This window comes from Mesorhizobium sp. M7A.F.Ca.US.011.01.1.1 (genome assembly GCF_003998295.1).
In the GTDB taxonomy this organism is placed as follows: domain Bacteria; phylum Pseudomonadota; class Alphaproteobacteria; order Rhizobiales; family Rhizobiaceae; genus Mesorhizobium.
Genome location: NZ_RZRT01000001.1, coordinates 265,717 through 283,001 on the forward strand (window position 1 = coordinate 265,717; position 17,285 = coordinate 283,001).

The following is a 17,285-nucleotide window of genomic DNA, read 5'->3' on the forward strand; positions in this document are numbered from 1 at the left end:
AGAGTTGGCGGCGATTGTCGCCGCGTCAATTGCCTGGGGAGCAACTCCTCGTAGTGTTCAACTCTCCGTATGGCCTCTCATATGGCGTACCTTGGCGGTCCTTCATTTTCACCAATCATTGTGCTGCATTTTAGCATTTACGCATTTTAGCATTTACTTAAATTGCTCGTAGGGATCTTTGGCGTATCACCTGAGCTTTACGAAGTTCGGCGAGGAACTATGTTCGCATTGAAAGGCTTCTGGTCTTCGGAGCGCGGCAACTTTGCCATAACGACCGCCATCGGGATGCTGCCGATAATGATTGGTTTGGCCGGCGCCGTTGATCTGATCGGCACGAGCCATGACGCCTCGCAACTACAGAACTCGCTGGACGCGGCGGGGCTCGCCATCGGCACGAAGTTCTCTCCCGATATGGCGGCCGGCGATGTCCAGCAGCTTGGGCTGCAATTCTTCGCCGCCAATATGAGCGTGGCCGACCAGCAGGAATATCTGGGAAGCGTCTCCGCTTTCGCGGCAACGGCAAGCGGCAGCCCAAGCGCCTACTTTATCTCGCTGTCGTCCAGCATAAGCCGCCCAAGCTTCATCAGCGCCTCGGCCCCCTGGCAGGCCTACCGCTCGGCCTCGGTCAAGATAAAACCTGGCGCGCAGGCCTGCGTGCTGGCGCTCGATCCGCATGCGTCCGCCGCCGTGAACCTGCAGGGCTCGACCAACGTCTCGATGGACAATTGCGTGATCGCGGCGAACTCGGACGCGCCCGATTCCGTGAACAGGGGCGGCTCCGCCCTGGTTTCAGCCGGCTGTGTCTCAACCGTCGGCGGCACCAGCGGGCTGTTGCCACCCAGCGCCAGTCTCGCCTGCGGAACGCCGCACGAACATCGGTACGCGTCTTTTGATCCGCTGGCCGACGTCGTTCCTCCCCCTTACACATTGTGTTTGCCGGTCCCGAACGGCAAAACCTACACGCTATCGCCCGGCACCTATTGCGACAAGACATTGTCGGGAAACATCACGCTTAATCCGGGCGTCTACATCATGCGCGGCACCACCATAAAGCCAGGGGGAAACGGCAGCCTGACTGGCCAGGGCGTGACCATATTCCTCATGGAAAGCGCTCAGATCTACATAAATGCCAATGAGAAGGTGAACCTTTCCCCGCCCACCAGCGGCCCTTATGCCGGTATCACCATCTTCCAGGATCACGGCAATACGTCTGCTCTGACATTGAATGGCGGCGCAAATTCCGTGATCAGCGGTTTTATCTACGCGCCGGACGCGCCCATTTCCTACGCCGGCAACTCTGATATGAGCGCCAAGGGCAACTGTCTCAGGCTTGTCGGCAATACGATACAGATGACCGGAAACTCGTCCGTCAAGTCGGACTGCGCGGCGGCGCTTGGAAATCGCACAATGTATGCCGATCGGATGATCACTCTGGTGAAATGAGAAACGACCCGACGTCCGGCGGCGCAAGCGGTAGCGTTGAGAAAATGGCGGTCGCGTTTAACAATGCCGGAGTGCGGCGGCCGCACTCCGGCAGATCAGTGCCTCTCACAAAGGGACATCCTGGTTGAAGATGGAGTATCGCTACGATTGCGCCGGCGCCGCGAAGCGATCGATCACCTCAGTCAGGGGGACGTGGCCAAGGCAGGCGCCAGAACCGGCGGGCTGTTCGCCATCCTCGACAGCCAGGGCATAACGCACGGCCGGATCGGCTTCGATGCGAAGGCGCAATCCGGCCAGCTTGGGATAGGCAGCGCCGTCGATCGCCTGGTGAAATTCCGCCCAGCGTGCCACGCCGATCAGCGTGGTATCGGCAAGAGTCAGCCCGTCGCCGACCAGGAAATCCGTATCGGCGATCATCGCCTCGAGCCGATCATGACGTTCCGCAACGGCCTTGCGGCCGAACTCCCGCAAGGTCGCCTTCAGCGCCGGTTCATCCGCCGCCATTTCCAATGCCACCCAGAGCGGGCTGAAGGCGGCGGTGAAGCCGGTGTTCACGAAGGCCATCAGCTGGTGCATGCGGTCGGCTTGCGGCGTGCGCGGTTCGAAGCTGATGCGACGCTGTGTGTCGCGGGCTTCGAGCCATGCGGCGATGGCCATTGTCTCGGTGAGCACCCGGCCTTCGTCGGTGATCAGCACCGGCGTTTCCTGACGGTCGTTGATGCTGGCATAGGCATCGTTTTTCATCTCGGTGAGCATGTCGACGCGGCACAGGCGATAGGGTTGCCCGACGCGTTCGAAGGCAGCGACGAGCCCCATCGAGCTTCCCGCCGGGAAGCCATAAAGCAGGATAGGTTCCATTTGTTTTCTTCCGTGATTGAGGAGATCACGCCGCGCAGCGAAACTTGACCCTAAACGCTGGTCGTCCCATGTAAATTACGCACAATTCTGTAACCAGGTTCCGCCCATGAAAGACGTCGTCTCACGCTGCCCGATCGAAGAGACCATGCGCGTGCTCAGCGGCCGCTGGCCCACACTGCTGCTCTATTATCTGAAGGACGGCACCAAGCGGTTCAGCGACCTGAGACGCGACAACCCGACGGTGTCGCATCGCATCCTGACGCTGGAACTGCGCAAGCTGGAGGAAGCCGGCATCGTGCGGCGAACGGCGCACTCCGGCTATCCGCTGCGGGTCGACTATGACCTCACGGCGCCTGGCCGCAAGCTTGTACCGCTCATCGACGCGCTGGGCTCGTGGTGGGTGCATACGGAAGACGACCGGATGCGCGGTTCCTCGGACGCAGATCTCGATACTGCCGCCTAACATCTTCGATTTTCGCCGCCCTGCCCGGCAAAAGCCATGATCGACGTTATCTCAGGGGCATGACCATAGCGAAAATCGAAACCCACCCGATGCCGAATCTGAACAGGCGCATGGTGTTGACCGGCCTCGCCGCCCTTGCCGGGCTCGCCGCCTGCAGTACCGTTTCGCTGCCGACCGGCGAAGGCGCCGGGGTCTCCTCCTCCGCCACCGGCACGCTGGCCAGTATCCGCGCCTCGGCCGGGCTCGCGCCGCTTGTCCCCGACCGGCAGCTCGAACAGGCCGCCCTGCAGCAGGCCGGCTATATGGCGCAGCGCCGCCGCATGAGCCACACCACCGGCTGGGGCAAGGATTTCGCCTCGCGCGTCAGGGACAATCGAATTTCCGGTGCCGCGGCGGAGAACATCGCCGAGGGTCGTTTCGACCTCGAGAAACTGTTCGACATCTGGGTGCATTCACCAGGCCATCGCCGCAACATGCTCGACCCGCGCTTCACCCGCTTCGGCCTTGCCTATGTGCGCGACGGCGGCGACAGCAAGCTCCGTTACTGGAGCCTGGTGCTCGGGAAATAGGATGGAAAGCTAGTCCATATGCGCTGCCGGCGCGCCGCCGGCAGGCGCCTGCTTCGGCTTGCGCAGCAGGAAAACAAACGGAATGGCAAGCAGCGTCATCACCATGAGCATTTTGAAGTCATTGACGTAAGAGATCATCATCGCCTGGAGATTGACCATGCGATCGACCTGTGAGAGCGCCATGGGATCGCCGCTCGCGGCGGCTGGAGAGACCGCCCACAGATTCGGATTGAACGGGTTGATGAAGGCCGAAAGCTCGGTGTGGTTGACCTGCGTGTTGCGCACCATCAGAACCGTCACGACCGACACGCCGATGGATGAGCCAAGATTGCGCACCAGGCTGAACAAAGCCGTGGCATCGGTGCGGAAGCGCACGTCAAGCGTGGCGAAGGCGACGGTCGACAGCGGCACGAACACCATTCCCATCCCCAGGCCCTGGATGACGCCGGAGCTGAGGATCAGCCAATTGTCCATCTGTGGCGTGAAGCTGGACATGGTGTAGAGCGACTGCGCGGTCAGCAGGAAACCGATGACGACAAGAATCCTGGCGTCGATCCTGCTCATGAGCCGCCCCACGACCAGCATCGAAATCATGGTGCCAACACCGCGCGGCCCCAACACGACACCGATGGTGACGGTCGGATAGCCGAAGATGGTCGACAGCATCGGCGGCAGCAGCGACATCGAGGCCAGGATCAGCACGCCCATGACGAAGATGAATGCCAGCCCGGTCACGAAATTGCGGTCGAGGAAGATCTTGGGATCGATGAAAGGACGTTCCGCCGTCAGCGTGTGGATGATGAACACCCAGAATCCGGTGATCGAAAGAGCAAGCTCGATCCAGATCTCGACCGAGGAAAACCAGTCGACCTCGCCGCCGCGGTCGAGCAGCAACTGCAGCGCACCGACACCGAGCGATAACATGGCGAAACCGAAGAAATCGAAGCTGCGCACCCGCCGGGCAACCGCCGGCAGATAGGCGGCCATGCCGAGGAAGGCGATGATGCCGACCGGCAAATTGATGAAGAACACCCAGCGCCAGTTGAAATTTTCGGTCAGCCAGCCGCCGAGCGTCGGACCCAGGATCGGCCCCAGCATGATGCCGGCGCCCCAGATGGCCATTGCCTGGCCGTGGCGCTCCCTGGGGTTGATGTCGAGCAGGAAGGTTTGCGACAGCGGCACGATGGCGGCGCCGAACACGCCTTGCATCAGCCGGAAGAACACTATGCTCTCCAGGCTCCAGGCGATACCGCACAGCATCGAAAACACGGTGAAACCGACAACCGCCCCCAGGAACAGTTCCTTGCGGCCGAAGCGATCGGCCAGCCAGCCGGTGACCGGCGTCATGATGGCGGCGGCGACGATGTAGGAGGTCAGCACCCAGTTGATGTTATCGGGTGAGGCGCCGAGATCGCCGGTCATGGTCGGCAGCGCGACGTTGGCGATCGTCGTGTCGAGCGCCTGCATGATCGTCGCCAGCATGAGCGCGACCGTGATCAGGCCGCGATGCGGCACTTCTTTGAAGGGTTCGGGCGTGCTCATGGCGTGAAACTTCCAGCAGGAACAAAAACGTGTACAAGAGGTTTCCGGGCGGCAACGCCTTCCGTTGAGAGACCCTCGTCGCGGTGGGACGCGATTGTCGATGTGGGGGTTACATCGACTGAAAGTCTCTGATGAGCGGATGCCTGCCGCCCGGAAACATGAGGACCGACGGATCTGCCTCGGAGATTTCAGATTTCGGCCAGGCCGCTACGCGGCACGCCCAAACGCTGATCCTCCAGCTCCTCCCATCAGACCAATCCTGCTATTCACCTCCGCCGCTGGTCCTGCGGCATTCTGTTGACGTTACTGCGCGGCCTCGCCAGCCGTGGCGTGACCGAAGATCGAAGGCAGGCCACGCGCCACGCCGGTGTCGACGGTAACGGTGGCGCTCATGCCGGTGCGCAACGCCATCTTGGCGTCCGCATCGGTCAATTCGAGACGAACCGGGATGCGCTGTGTGACCTTGACCCAGTTGCCGGTGGCATTCTGGGCTGGCAGCAGCGAGAACTCGGCTCCCGTGCCGGCGCCGATCGCCTTGACCGTCGCCTCGAAGGTGCGCCCTGGATAGGTGTCGACCACGATCTCGGCCTTCTGGCCGGGCTTCATGTGGGTGAGCTGCGTTTCCTTGAAATTGGCATCGATCCAGGTGTCGCCGGTCTCGACCAGTGAAAACAGCGGCGTGCCGGAACCGACATACTGGCCGACCTTAAACGATGAGGCCTGGCTGACGATGCCGTCCGCCGGCGCCTTGACCGTGGTCTGCGCCAGGTCGTAGGCCGCCTTGTCGCGCGCGGCGAGCGCGGCCATCACGGTCGGGTGCTTGTCGGTCTCGATGTCGGGATTGCCGCCAAGGGCTGCCTTGGCGCTGATGATGCCTTGCTCGGCAACGGCCAGCTGCTGCTTGGCCTTGTCGAGATCGTTCTTGGCCTCGTCCAGCGACGATTTGGCGTTGATGCCCTTCTGGGCAAGATCGGCGGCGCGGTCGAACTGCGACTGGGCGAAGACGACCTGGCTGGCATCGGACTTCTGCTGAGCCATCGACTGGCCATAGGCCGCGCGCAGCTGCTCGACATTGAGACGCGCGCCCGCCACCGCCGCGTCGGCCTGCGCCAGCGCGATCCGGTATGGCTCGGGGTCGATGGCAAACAGCTCGTCACCCTGCTTGACCAGCTGGTTATCGAAGATGTCGACCTTAACGATGCGGCCTGCCGTGTCGGAAGCGATCGACACCTTGGCCTGCTGCAGGTTGGCGTTCTCCGTCTCCTGGTAGCGGCCGCCGGTGACCCAAACGTAGCCGCCGCCGACAGCCAATGCCGCGGGCAACGCAACCATCAGCAGAAGGCGGCCCAGCCGGCGCTTTTTCTTCACCGGCGCCGAGGCCGGCTGCACTGGGGGAGCAACCGCCACCGGGGCCGCGGCCGGCTGCGCCGGCGCTTCCATCTCCAGCTCGGTCGTGTTCTTGTCTATCTTGGCTACCGCGTTCATGCTGCTGCGCCTTCTGTATTCTTCACTTTTTCAATGGACGGCGTCTCGTCGTCGGTCAGGTTGCGGACCATCGCCTCGAGCCCTTCGATGAGGACGCGACGGGCTTCCGGCTTCACGCCGACCAGCGATTCCTCATAGACTTCTCCGGCAATGCTCTTGATCACGGCGTAGGCATCGCTTGCCTTGGGCGTCAGGAAGATCATGCGGACGCGACGATCGGCGGCGTCGGCACGACGCTCGATCCAGCCTCCCTCCTCCATGCGGTCGACCAGGCGCGAAACGCTGATCGGCTCGATTTCGAGAAGTTCGGCCAGGCGCGCCTGCGCGACACCGTCTTCCTTGGCAACGCGGACCAGAAGCCGCCATTGCGCCGAAGAAAGCCCCAAGCCACTGGCCCTCGCCTCGAAGCGCTTGCGCATCAGGCGCTGCACGTCGTGGATCAAGAAGCCCAATCTGTCGATGCCATCGGAAACCATGAGCGGGATATATAATAAGCGTGCTCACTATTCAAGATGCCGCGTTGCATAAGAAGCCGGCAGATATGCACGACAGTCATGCGATGCAGGCATGGTTACCGATTGGTGAGCGCCTGTCGCCATGCCAGCCGGCTTCGCCGCTCCGCCACGTCATGCTGGTCGGGTCTGACATATTGATGTACAGCCGTTGGTCAGGATCGGGGGATCACGAAAATGCCGACGCTCTACGCTCTCAAGCCGGCCTTCCAGGGTCGACTGCGGCCGCTGGTCAATCGGCTGGCGGCAATCGGGGTCACCGCAAACAGCATAACCATCCTGGCGGCCGTGATGTCGATAACCGCCGGCGCGGCCGTTGCGATCTGGCACGAATGGCGCTGGCTGCTGTTGCTGATCCCCGCGGTGATGTTCGTGCGCATGGCGCTGAATGCCGTGGATGGCATGCTGGCGCGGGAACATGGGCAGGCGTCGACGCTCGGCATGTATCTGAACGAGTTGTGCGACGTCGTTTCGGACCTCGCACTGATTCTTCCTTTTGCCGTCTTTCCGGAATTTGGCGCATGGGGCGTCATCGCCTTCGCGATATCGGCCGTGCTGACCGAGTTCGCCGGTGTGCTCGGTATCGCTACCAAGATCGGGCGAAACTATGCCGGGCCGTTCGGCAAGAGCGACAGGGCGCTGGCGCTCGGTGTGGTTGCCGTGCTGTGCGCCGCCGGGCTCTGGCCGGAAACCATCGCGCTGTTTGTGTTTCCGGCCATGGCAACGCTTTCGTTGTTGACCGCCATAAACCGGATACGCGCCGGCCTTATTGGCAGCGCCAGCTGAGCATCGAGGCTCGCCATGCCGCCATTGGGCCGCCAGAGGGAAAGACCATGAAGCACGAACCGATCGCCGCCGCGGCCACGCAAAGCCTTGCGCGGCAAGCGCAGGAGCGGGTCTTCCGCAGCCATGACGGGGCGGAGATCTTCTACCGATTCTGGCCTGCGGCTTTGGCCGATGCCAAAGGCGCGGTGGTGCTGTTCCATCGCGGCCACGAGCATGGCGGCCGCATGGCCCATCTCGTCCACGAATTGCAGATGCCGGACCACGCCTTCTATGCCTGGGATGCCCGCGGCAATGGCCGTTCGTCCGGCGAGCGCGGCTATGCCCCTTCCTTCTCGGCCCTGGTGCGCGACATCGACTGCTTCATGCGCGAGATTGCCGCCAGGGATGGCTTCGCCACTGGGGATATCGCGCTGATCGCGCAATCCTTCGGCGCTGTGCTTGCCGCCGCCTGGGTGCATGACTATGCGCCCAAGCTGCGCGCCATGGTGCTGGCTTCACCGGCCTTCTCGGTGAAACTCTACGTACCCTTCGCCAAGGAGGGCATCGCGCTCTGGCAGAAGATCAAGGGCCGCTTTTTCGTCAATTCCTACGTCAAGGCGAAATTCCTGACCCATGATCCCGTGCGCATCGCCTCCTTCGAGAGCGATCCGCTGATCACGCGGCCGATCGCTTCCAACATCCTGGTCGAACTCTACCAGCATGCCGCACGCATCGTCGCTGACGCCCGCGCCATCAGCGTGCCGACCCAGCTTCTGCTTTCGGGCAGCGACTGGGTGGTGCGCCACGGCCCGCAGCACGAGTTCTTCGTCAATCTCGGCAGCCGCGCCAAGGAACGCCATGTGCTGCCGGGCTTCTTTCACGACACGCTGGGCGAACGCGACCGGGCGCAGGCCCTCGAGCTGATCCGGCCGTTCCTGGCCAGGCAGTTCGCGGCACCGGATGCGCCGGTCGACCTGAAGCAGGCGGATATTGCGGGCTACACCCGCGACGAGGCCGACAGGCTTGCCTCGCCGCTCGATCTGTTGTCGCCCAAGGGTCTCTATTGGGCATTCAGCCGTGCCTCCATCCGCATGGGCGCCTGGGTCTCGCAGGGCATGAAGACCGGCATCGCCACCGGCTTCGATTCCGGCTCGACGCTGGATTACGTCTACGAGAACGACGCGCGGGGTCTTACACCTCTTGGCCGCGTCGTCGACCGCGTCTTCCTGGAAGCCATCGGCTGGCGCGGCATCCGCCAGCGCAAGCTGCATCTCGAAGAGCTCATCGGCTCTTGCCTGGCGACGCTCAAGGCAGCTGGTCGGCCGGCGCACATTCTCGACATCGCCGCTGGCCATGGCCGCTATGTTCTCGATGCCATCGTGAAGAGCCCCGACCAGCCGGCGAGCGTGCGCCTGCAGGATTATTCCGACCTCAACGTGCAGCTTGGCCGCAAGCTGATCGCTGAGCGGCAATTGCCGGCTGATGTCTCGTTCCAGCGCGCCGATGCCTTCGATGCCGACATGCTCGCCAACGTCGATCCGGCCCCCGACCTCGCCATCGTTTCCGGCCTCTACGAGCTGTTCTCCGAGAATGCGATGATCGCCCGCTCGCTCGGTGGTTTGGCCAGCGCCATGCAGCCGGGCAGCCTGCTGCTCTACACCAACCAGCCCTGGCACCCGCAGCTCGAGATGATCGCACGCAGCCTGACCTCGCATCGCGGCGGCGAGGCCTGGGTCATGCGGCGTCGTACGCAAGGCGAGATGGACCAGCTCGTCGAAGCCGCCGGTTTCGAAAAGCTCGACCAGCGCATCGATCAGTGGGGCATCTTCACCGTCTCGGTCGCGCGGCGCCGCTGAACAGCATGGTCTCATCGCCTGCACCCACCGCGTGCGCCGAGCCTTATGGACGGGTGGTCGTCAGGGCGGCCCTGTGGCTGGCCTTGCTGGCACCGTTCTTCTATCTCAGCTACGGCTTCGCCAACTGGCTGGCGTCGCGCCGCGACGATGTCGGCAGCATCGTGTTCTCCTGGGAACACTCCATCCCGTTCGTCGCCTGGACCATCGTGCCCTACTGGTCGATCAACCTGTTCTACGGCCTGTCGCTGCTGCTCAACAACGACAGGCAAGGAGTCGACCGCCTGGCCGGGCGTTATCTCACCGCGCAAATCGTCGCCGTTGCCTGCTTCATCCTGTTCCCGCTGACCGCGACATTCGTGCGACCGGCGACGACCGGCCTGCCCGGCTTCCTGTTTGCCGTGCTCGGCGGTTTCGACAAGCCGTTCAACCAGGCGCCCTCGCTGCACATCGCCCTTCTGGTGATCATCTGGGATCATTGGCGCCACCGGCTCGGCGGGTTGCTCCTGCCGCTCTGGCACGGCTGGTGCTTCCTCATCGGCGCCTCGGTGCTGACGACCTGGCAGCATCATTTCATCGACATCCCGACCGGCGCACTGCTCGGGTTCTTTGCATTGTGGCTGTTTCCGCGCAGCGGCGCGTTGCCGTTTTCAGGCTTCCGGCTAACCAACGATGCGAAAGCGCGGCGGCTGGCGCTGTTCTATGCGCTGGGCGCCGTCCTTGCGCTGGCGGGCGCCGCGCTCGGGGCATTCGTTTGCGCTGTCGCCCTCTTCCTGCTTTGGCCGGCTTTGGCGCTGGCCATCGTCGCCCTCGCCTATGCAGGGGCAGGCGAAAAAGTGTTCCAGAAATCCGCCGATGGCAGCATCACGCTTGCAAGCCGTGTCCTGCTCTTGCCTTACCGTCTCGGCGCCAGGGCAAACATATGGGCCTGGACGCGCAATCTCGCTCCTCAGGTGGCGATTGCCGATGGCGTCTTTCTCGGGCGCTTTCCCACAGCACGCGAGGCCAACGGCTTTGGCACGGTCATCGACCTTGCCGCCGAACTTGAAAGACCGGCGGCACCCGATTGCCGCTGGATCAGCTTTCCGATGATCGACCTGTTGCCGCCGCCCGTGTCGGTACAGCAACAGGCAGCCGGCGCGCTGGAAAGCGCGCGCCGCGACGGCACCGTGCTGGTGTGCTGCGCGCTCGGCTTCCAGCGCAGCGCCGGCGTCGTCGCCGAATGGCTGGTGGTGACCGGCAGGGCCAAAACGTCGACGCTCGCCCGCGAGATGCTCGCGGCCCTCGGCCGGCCGGTTCATCTTGCAGAAGCCACGGATCCGGTAGCGTCATGACCGGCAATGCCTATCAGGACCGCACCGACCGCTTCGCCCGCATGCTGAGGCAGCAGGCCGCATGGCCGGCCGCAATCGTGGTGGCCGCGAATATCCTTGCGCCGCTGGCTGCCTCGACGCGCGGCGCTTTCGAAAACTTGCCCGCGGCCGTTGCTTTGTCGATCACCGCCGCGAGCGCGGTGGCGGTGCTGATGCTGTCGACACTGCTGGCGTTTGACGCGCTGCTGTTCCGGACCATGGCCAGCCATGATGACGAAGCTTCCGGCGGTGCCGCAGTGGACGACATGCTGGCGCGCATGCGCCTGAAAACGGCCCCGTCCGCGACACGTTCGCTTGATGACCGCATGGCCGGCACGCGTCGTCTGCTGTTCAAGCAGCGTGCCGCCCTGGCTCTGTTTGCCGCAGCACTTCTGGCGGCAGGGTTTTGGGCGCCGCGATGAACAGGCTTTCGCTCAAGACCTTCACCTTGCTGCAGACGGTAACCTCCGTCGGCCTGTCGGCGCTGGCTCGGATGGTGACAGGCGTGCGTCCGATCTGGAACGGCAGCCTGCCGTCCGACCGGCAGCGCATCTATTTCGCCAACCACACCAGCCATGGCGACTTCATCCTTTTGTCGGCCTGCCTCAGCGAAAGGGAGCGCGCGATCACCCATGCTGTTGCCGCAGGCGAATATTGGGGGAAGTCGCGGCTGCGCCGCTTCATCGCGCAGGATATGCTGTCGTCGGTGCTCATCAACCGGCAGTGGACGAGACCTGAGGAAAATCCGATCGAGATCATGCTGTCGGTTCTCGACCAGGGGCACTCGCTGATCCTGTTTCCCGAAGGCACACGCAACATGACCGAAGAGCCGCTGCTGGCATTCCGCTCCGGGCTCTACAATCTGTCGACGGCGCGGCCTGAGGTCGAGCTGATCCCGTGCTGGATCGAGAACATGTCGCGCGTGCTGCCCAAGGGCCAGTTCCTGCCGGTGCCGCTGTTGTGCCGCGTCGTCTTCGGCGCGCCGGTGGCGATCGGTCCGGGCGAAGAACGCCGCGCCTTCCTCGAACGCGCCCACGCCGCGCTTCTGGCGCTCAACCCGCGTCCCGAGCGAGACGATTGATGCGCCACGAAATCTCCATCCTGATCATCGGCCTGCTGGCGGTTTTGACCACCGCCAGCATCGTCGCCACCATACTTTCTGCGCGAGCGCCGAAGCCGCTCAGTTCGACGCTGGTCAATCTCACCCAGCGCATCAACGCCTGGTGGGTGATGGTGGCGCTGATGACGGTCGCCTTCTTCTTCGGGCGTTACGGAATGACCATTCTGTTCGCTCTGATCTCCTTCGCTGCGCTGCGCGAATTCGTGACGCTGACGCACACCCGCCGCAGCGACCATTGGGTGCTGCTTGGCATGTTCGGCATCATCATTCCGTTTCAATACTGGTTGGTGTGGACCGCCTGGTACGGTCTCTTCGTCATCTTCATTCCGGTTTACTGCTTCCTGCTGATGCCGGCCATAACGGCGCTGCATGGCGACACCGAACGCTTCCTCGAGCGGATCGCCGCGCAACAATGGGCGGTGATGATCTCGGTCTATTGCGTCAGCCATGTCCCTGCCCTGCTGACACTCGAGGTGCCGGGCTTCGAAGGCCGCACCCTGCTGCTGATCGCCTTCCTGATCATCGTCGTGCAAGGCAGCGACGTGCTGCAGTACATCTTCGGCAAGCTGTTTGGAAAACACCGTTTTTCGCCGAACGTCTCGCCGTCGAAAACCTGGGAAGGGTTGATCGGCGGACTGGTGTCGGCGAGCCTGCTCGGCGCGCTGCTATCGTTCGTGACACCCTTCTCGCCGCTGCAGGCGGCAGCCGTGGCCTTCGTCGCCTGCTCGATGGGATTCCTCGGCGGGCTGGTCGCCTCGGCCATCAAGCGCGACCAGGGCGTCAAGGATTGGGGTCATCTGATCGAAGGCCATGGCGGCATGATGGACCGCACCGACAGCCTGGTCTTCGCTGCCCCGGTGTTCTTCCACATCGTGCGCTATTTCTGGACAGTCTGAGTAAACCGTTTCCGACCGCACTCAAAGCCGGTTGCGGATCAGCATGGTGACGACGAAGAACGCGCCGACGGAGCTGGTGATGATGCCGATCGGCAGTTCCTGCGGCGGCAGCAGCGTTCGGGCCAGAAGATCGCTGGCCAGCAACAGCACGGCGCCGAAGACGGCGCAGCTGGCAACCAGGCGCAGGTGCAAGGGGCCCGCCAGCGGCCGCGACAGATGCGGGATCATCAGCCCGACGAAGCCGATGACGCCGGCGACCGAGACCAGGATCGCCGTCGAGAAGGCGGCGACGAGAAAGGTCATCCTTCGCATCCGCGCCACCGGCACGCCCAGGCTTTCGGCGGCGTTTTCGCCGGCCAGGAAGGCATCGAGCCGGCGGTGGTTCCACAGCGCGTAAGCCAGAATGGTGCCTGCTCCCAGCGCGCCCAGCCAGATATTATCCCAGCGCGCCAGGCCAAGGCCGCCCATGGTCCAGAACAGCACAGAGTGGGCGGCGCGCTGATCGCCGGCAAAGACAAGATAGTTGGTCAAGGCGGTGAACATGAAGGAGACGGCAAGGCCGGCAAGGATCAGCCGCTCCGGGCCTTGCCCCCTCACCCGCGCCACCAGCAGCAGCACGACGCCGGCAGCCAATATGCCGCCGGTGAAGGCCGCGACCGGCAATGTCCAGATGCCGAAACTGTCGCCGAAGACGGTGATAACGGAAACCGCACCCGCGGCGGCGCCCGACGACAGGCCGAACAGGAACGGGTCGGCAAGGTCGTTGCGGGTCACCGTCTGCAGCAGCGCACCGACGACGCCGAGACCGGCGCCGACGCAGATGGCCAGGATCGTTCGCGGCAGCCGCAGGTCGACGACGATCTTGCCGACCGGCCCGGCCACGTCGTGCCCGCTGAAGCCGACTGCACGGCCAAGTGCTGCAACAACGTCGGTCAGCGGGATCAGCGTCGAGCCGTAGGCGATCGACAGCAAAGCGAGAGCGGCGATCGCCGCCGCTCCCACCATCATGGCCAGTGCAAATGCCGGATGACGCAAACCTGGAAATGCGTCGTGTCTGTCAGGACGCGTGCGACGCACTTCCAGGATCTTTTGTTCATGCATGTCGTTGCCCCAAAACCGCTGCGCACTTTTGGGCGACAGGCATCAAAACGCTTCCGGATGCATGGCCTTGGCGAGCTTGTCGATGGCTTCGATGTTGGCCGGTCCCGGCGTCAGTTCGGCATAGCGCAGGGCGACGAAGCGCTCGTTCTTGACCGCGTCCGTCTCCTTCATGGCTGGATGCGCCTTCAGGAAATCGAGCAGTTTCCTGTAGCCGCCGCCGTCCTGGTAATCGAGCAGGATGAGAAATTGCGGATTGCGCGACGCCACCGTTTCCCAGTCCGTGTTGCCCCAGCTGGTGTCCATGTCGGCCATGATGTTGTCGCCGCCGGCGGCTGATATCATGGCGCTGGGGATGGCGAACTTGCCTGCGGTGAACGGCTTGTCCTCGCCGGAATCATAGAGGAACACCCGCGTTCCCTTGGCGCTGCCGACCTTGGCGGTGATGTCGGCGAGCCGCGTCTTCCAGCCGGAGACAAGCTTTTCAGCCTCTGTCTCCTTGCCGAAGATCTTGCCCAGGTTCTCGACGTCGCCATAGAGCAGGTCCATCGAGGCGGCGGGGCGGCTCTTGTCGAGATGGACGCAGCTTTCCGTCAGCACCAGCGTCTTGATGCCGTGCGGAGCAAGCGTGTCGGGCGTCACTTCACCACCCGGCTTCATGCCATAATACCAGCCGGCGAAGAAAAAATCGGGCTCGACCGCGACGAGGTTTTCGAGCGTCGGATATTTCGGCGCCAGTTCCGGGATCGAGCCCTGCTCGGCCTTGAACTCAGGACCGACCTTGTACCATCCGGTGATGCCGGTCAGGCCGACGATCGACGGCTGCAGTTTCAGCGCGAAAGCCATCTCGGCCATGTTGAGATCCTGGATGACGGCGCGCTTCGGCGGCGCATCGAAGGTCAGCGGCTTGCCGCAGCTGTCGACCGTGACCGGGAAGGCCAGGGCTGTCGAAGCCAGCAGCGAGAAGACAAGCGAAAAGGCTAGGCGTTTCACGGGTTTGCTCCTTGTGGATGGGATTGGGTCGACTACGAAATGGCTTCAATCACGACGGCGGCGCGGCACGGTTCGGCACATCGAACACCGTCAGTTCGCGGTCTTCGGTCGGATGGCGCAGACGCAGCACATCGATGCCGAAAATCTCGCGGATCAGCTTTTGGGTCAGCGCTTCGCGCGGTGCGGCGAGCGCTTGCAGACGGGCATGGTTCATCACCGCCACCCTGGTGGCGAACGGTGCCACCAGCGCCAGATCGTGCAGCACCGCGATCACCGTCATCTCGAAGCCTGCCACGAGGTCGAGCAGTTCGCCGCGGGCGCGCGGGTCGAGATGGTTGGTCGGCTCGTCGAGGAACAGGATCTTTGGCTGCTGGGCGATGGCGCGGGCCAGTTGGGCGCGCTGGCGCTCGCCGCCCGACAGCGAGCCGATGGTGCGGCCAAGCAGCGGCAGCAGGCCGGTCCGGCGCAGCGCATCGACGACAATGTCACGCTCCTCGCTCCTGCGCCGTAGCCGAGCGTGCGGGACCCGGCCCAGCTCGACATAGTCGATCACTGCCAGCCGCGGATCGGGCTGGTCGGTCTGGCCGACCACGGCGATATGCAGTGCCCGCTCGGCGGCCGAGATCCTGTCCAGCCGGCGCCCGCCAAGCTTCACCTCGCCTGAGCTCGGTCGCAGCATGCCCGACAGCATGCGCAACAGCGTCGTCTTGCCGGCGCCGTTGGGACCAATGATGGCGAGGCGATCGCCAGCGGCCACCGACAGGCTGACCGCCTGGACCAGATCCCGCCCATTCGCCATGGCGCTGAGGTCACGGGCTTCGAGAAGCGCTACGGGCATCGGCTGCTGTCCGCCGGCTTGCCGGGATGGCAAAGCGTGCACACGATGATGCGATGATCGATAGAGCCGTCCAACTTTCCGTCACTTTCCAAAACTGGCGACGGAAGGAAGCTGGCGAAGCGGCCGACAAGACCGGGATTCGCGTTTCCTCCCGGCACACCCCGTCCGGTCAACTCAGTGATGGCAGGTCTCCTGGCTCGCGGGTCGTTGCGCCATCCTGCCTTCCCAGCCTTGCCGGCCAGTGGCATTCACGGATTTTGCTCGCCGCTTACAGTTGCGGGGGCAGCCACGGCCTCGACCCCTGGGGATCTCACCGTGTTCCCTTTTCACCCCTCGCCTTTCGACTCGGGGACCATCACCGCTTCAGCGTAGATTTCCCCCAATCGCTTCGCAATGGATTTCTCGGACGGAGTGGTGGGCCGGCTAGGGGAAACATGCATTTCACGCTCTCGATATGTAATAACATTACGCATTTAGAGGATGCCGCCTGGCGCTGTCAAGCGAAGCCCGCCGAATTTGGCTCGTCGGCGGCAAGGGGGCGCTCGACCGCTGTGCCATATCGGTGTGCGACTGTGACGGGATCGGTTCGATTGCGCGGGATGCGCAATTTCGATCAAACTGGCCGCGCCAGGAACGGCAGGATGATCTGGCCGATGCGAGGAGCAAAATGAACCCGACCGAGAAAGCGCTGTGGTTCGTCGAAAGTCATCTGCCGGAGGCTGTTGCACTCGACGATGTCGCGCAAAGCAGCGGCGTGTCGCGTTTTCATGTGACGCGGGCTTTCGGCGCTGCCACAGGCCGCTCGGTGATGGGCTACATGCGCTCACGCCGGCTGACCGAGGCGGCGCGCAAGCTGGCCAGCGGGGCGCCCGACATCCTCAGCGTCGCGCTCGACGCCGGCTACAACTCGCATGAGGCGTTCACCCGGGCCTTCCGCGATCAGTTCGGCACCACGCCGGAACTGGTGCGCGCGCAAGGCACACTCGACAAGCTCGACCTCGTGGAGCCGATCCTGATGGACCAGTCCTTCCTCACCAATCTCGAACCGCCGCGTTCGAGACCAGCCGGCCGTTCCTGATCGCCGGCCTCGGCGAGCGCTACAGCTGCGAAACCAGCGCCGCCATCCCGATGCAGTGGCAGCGCTTCGGCCCCTATATCGGCAACATTCCGGCCGGCGACGTCGCCTATGGCGTCTGCGTCAACGGCGACGATGGCGGCAATTTCGACTACATCGCCGGCGTCGAAGTGTCTGATTTTTCCGACCTGCCCAAGGAATTCAGCCGGGTGCGGGTGCCGGCGCAGAAATATGCGATCTTTGCCCACCGCGAACACATCTCGACCATTCGCCGGACGGTCAACACGATCTGGAACAAATGGCTGCCGGCTTCCGGCCACGAGATATCGGATGCGCCGGAATTCGAACGCTACGGCCCTGAGTTCGACCCACGCAGCGGCAATGGCGGGCTGGAGATCTGGATACCGGTGAAGGCGTAGTCGG

The 17,285-nt window shown here is 63.5% G+C and carries 16 protein-coding genes, 1 pseudogene and 1 riboswitch; of the genes and pseudogenes, 10 read left to right on the forward strand and 7 right to left on the reverse strand.

All coding sequences use genetic code 11. The features are described 5' to 3' along the window. Window positions 1-219: 219 nt before the first annotated feature. Window positions 220-1,443: a TadE/TadG family type IV pilus assembly protein gene (locus EOA13_RS01300; protein ID WP_127289032.1), complete on the forward strand. Its 1,224-nt coding sequence runs from the start codon at window positions 220-222 to the stop codon at window positions 1,441-1,443. A 141-nt stretch (window positions 1,444-1,584) separates the two neighbouring features. Here the strand turns inward: EOA13_RS01300 and EOA13_RS01305 are convergent, their stop codons facing one another. Then, complete coding sequence (locus tag EOA13_RS01305) at window positions 1,585-2,301, reverse strand: glutathione S-transferase family protein (protein WP_127289034.1); 717 nt, start codon at window positions 2,299-2,301, stop codon at window positions 1,585-1,587. A gap of 106 nt (window positions 2,302-2,407) precedes the next feature. Between EOA13_RS01305 and EOA13_RS01310 the strand changes: the two genes are divergently transcribed. Then, the gene (locus tag EOA13_RS01310) at window positions 2,408-2,764 is read left to right on the forward strand and encodes a helix-turn-helix domain-containing protein (protein ID WP_127289036.1); all 357 of its coding nucleotides are present in this window, start codon (window positions 2,408-2,410) and stop codon (window positions 2,762-2,764) included. Between the two features lie 59 nt (window positions 2,765-2,823). Beyond that, window positions 2,824-3,333 carry a CAP domain-containing protein gene (locus EOA13_RS01315; protein WP_127289038.1) on the forward strand — a complete coding sequence of 170 codons (510 nt, stop codon included), beginning with the start codon at window positions 2,824-2,826 and terminating at the stop codon, window positions 3,331-3,333. A 9-nt stretch (window positions 3,334-3,342) separates the two neighbouring features. Here EOA13_RS01315 and EOA13_RS01320 read toward each other — a convergent pair whose 3' ends face one another. From EOA13_RS01320 to EOA13_RS01330, 3 genes are all read right to left on the reverse strand, one after another. Then, window positions 3,343-4,875 carry a DHA2 family efflux MFS transporter permease subunit gene (locus EOA13_RS01320; RefSeq protein ID WP_023813528.1) on the reverse strand — a complete coding sequence of 511 codons (1,533 nt, stop codon included), beginning with the start codon at window positions 4,873-4,875 and terminating at the stop codon, window positions 3,343-3,345. A gap of 303 nt (window positions 4,876-5,178) precedes the next feature. After that, window positions 5,179-6,360 carry an HlyD family secretion protein gene (locus tag EOA13_RS01325; protein WP_127289040.1) on the reverse strand — a complete coding sequence of 394 codons (1,182 nt, stop codon included), beginning with the start codon at window positions 6,358-6,360 and terminating at the stop codon, window positions 5,179-5,181. Further along, the gene (locus tag EOA13_RS01330; protein WP_127289042.1) at window positions 6,357-6,836 is read right to left on the reverse strand and encodes a MarR family transcriptional regulator; all 480 of its coding nucleotides are present in this window, start codon (window positions 6,834-6,836) and stop codon (window positions 6,357-6,359) included. Before EOA13_RS01330 ends, EOA13_RS01325 begins: the two co-directional genes overlap by 4 nt. A gap of 213 nt (window positions 6,837-7,049) precedes the next feature. On the opposite strand from EOA13_RS01330, the gene EOA13_RS01335 reads away from it, so the two are divergent. The 6 genes from EOA13_RS01335 to EOA13_RS01360 are packed head-to-tail and all read left to right on the forward strand — an operon-like array spanning window position 7,050 to window position 12,858. Then, complete coding sequence (locus EOA13_RS01335; protein WP_127289044.1) at window positions 7,050-7,658, forward strand: CDP-alcohol phosphatidyltransferase family protein; 609 nt, start codon at window positions 7,050-7,052, stop codon at window positions 7,656-7,658. A gap of 47 nt (window positions 7,659-7,705) precedes the next feature. Beyond that, a complete protein-coding gene (locus EOA13_RS01340) occupies window positions 7,706-9,493 on the forward strand; it encodes a bifunctional alpha/beta hydrolase/class I SAM-dependent methyltransferase (RefSeq protein ID WP_127289046.1) in 1,788 nt (595 codons plus the stop codon). A gap of 5 nt (window positions 9,494-9,498) precedes the next feature. Then, complete coding sequence (locus tag EOA13_RS01345; RefSeq protein ID WP_127289047.1) at window positions 9,499-10,824, forward strand: phosphatase PAP2/dual specificity phosphatase family protein; 1,326 nt, start codon at window positions 9,499-9,501, stop codon at window positions 10,822-10,824. Further along, the gene (locus EOA13_RS01350; protein WP_127289049.1) at window positions 10,821-11,264 is read left to right on the forward strand and encodes a hypothetical protein; all 444 of its coding nucleotides are present in this window, start codon (window positions 10,821-10,823) and stop codon (window positions 11,262-11,264) included. The genes EOA13_RS01345 and EOA13_RS01350 overlap by 4 nt, the downstream gene beginning before the upstream one ends. After that, window positions 11,261-11,923 (forward strand): lysophospholipid acyltransferase family protein, encoded by a 663-nt coding sequence (locus EOA13_RS01355; protein WP_127289051.1) that lies wholly within the window; start codon window positions 11,261-11,263, stop codon window positions 11,921-11,923. The genes EOA13_RS01350 and EOA13_RS01355 overlap by 4 nt, the downstream gene beginning before the upstream one ends. Beyond that, on the forward strand, window positions 11,923-12,858 hold the full coding sequence (locus EOA13_RS01360; protein WP_127289053.1) for a phosphatidate cytidylyltransferase: 936 nt from the start codon (window positions 11,923-11,925) through the stop codon (window positions 12,856-12,858). Before EOA13_RS01355 ends, EOA13_RS01360 begins: the two co-directional genes overlap by 1 nt. Window positions 12,859-12,879: 21 nt before the next feature. On the opposite strand, the gene EOA13_RS01365 is transcribed toward EOA13_RS01360, so the two are convergent. From EOA13_RS01365 to EOA13_RS01375, 3 genes are all read right to left on the reverse strand, one after another. Continuing rightward, window positions 12,880-13,866, reverse strand: coding sequence for an iron ABC transporter permease (locus EOA13_RS01365; RefSeq protein WP_127289411.1), 987 nt, complete (start codon window positions 13,864-13,866; stop codon window positions 12,880-12,882). Window positions 13,867-14,001: 135 nt separating this feature from the next. Next, on the reverse strand, window positions 14,002-14,949 hold the full coding sequence (locus EOA13_RS01370; RefSeq protein ID WP_127289055.1) for an ABC transporter substrate-binding protein: 948 nt from the start codon (window positions 14,947-14,949) through the stop codon (window positions 14,002-14,004). Between the two features lie 49 nt (window positions 14,950-14,998). Beyond that, window positions 14,999-15,787: an ABC transporter ATP-binding protein gene (locus EOA13_RS01375; RefSeq protein ID WP_127289057.1), complete on the reverse strand. Its 789-nt coding sequence runs from the start codon at window positions 15,785-15,787 to the stop codon at window positions 14,999-15,001. Between the two features lie 164 nt (window positions 15,788-15,951). Next, window positions 15,952-16,159, reverse strand: a riboswitch (cobalamin riboswitch). A gap of 295 nt (window positions 16,160-16,454) precedes the next feature. Between EOA13_RS01375 and EOA13_RS01380 the strand changes: the two are divergent. Further along, window positions 16,455-17,281 (forward strand): annotated as a pseudogene (locus EOA13_RS01380) (AraC family transcriptional regulator). Window positions 17,282-17,285 lie beyond the last annotated feature (4 nt).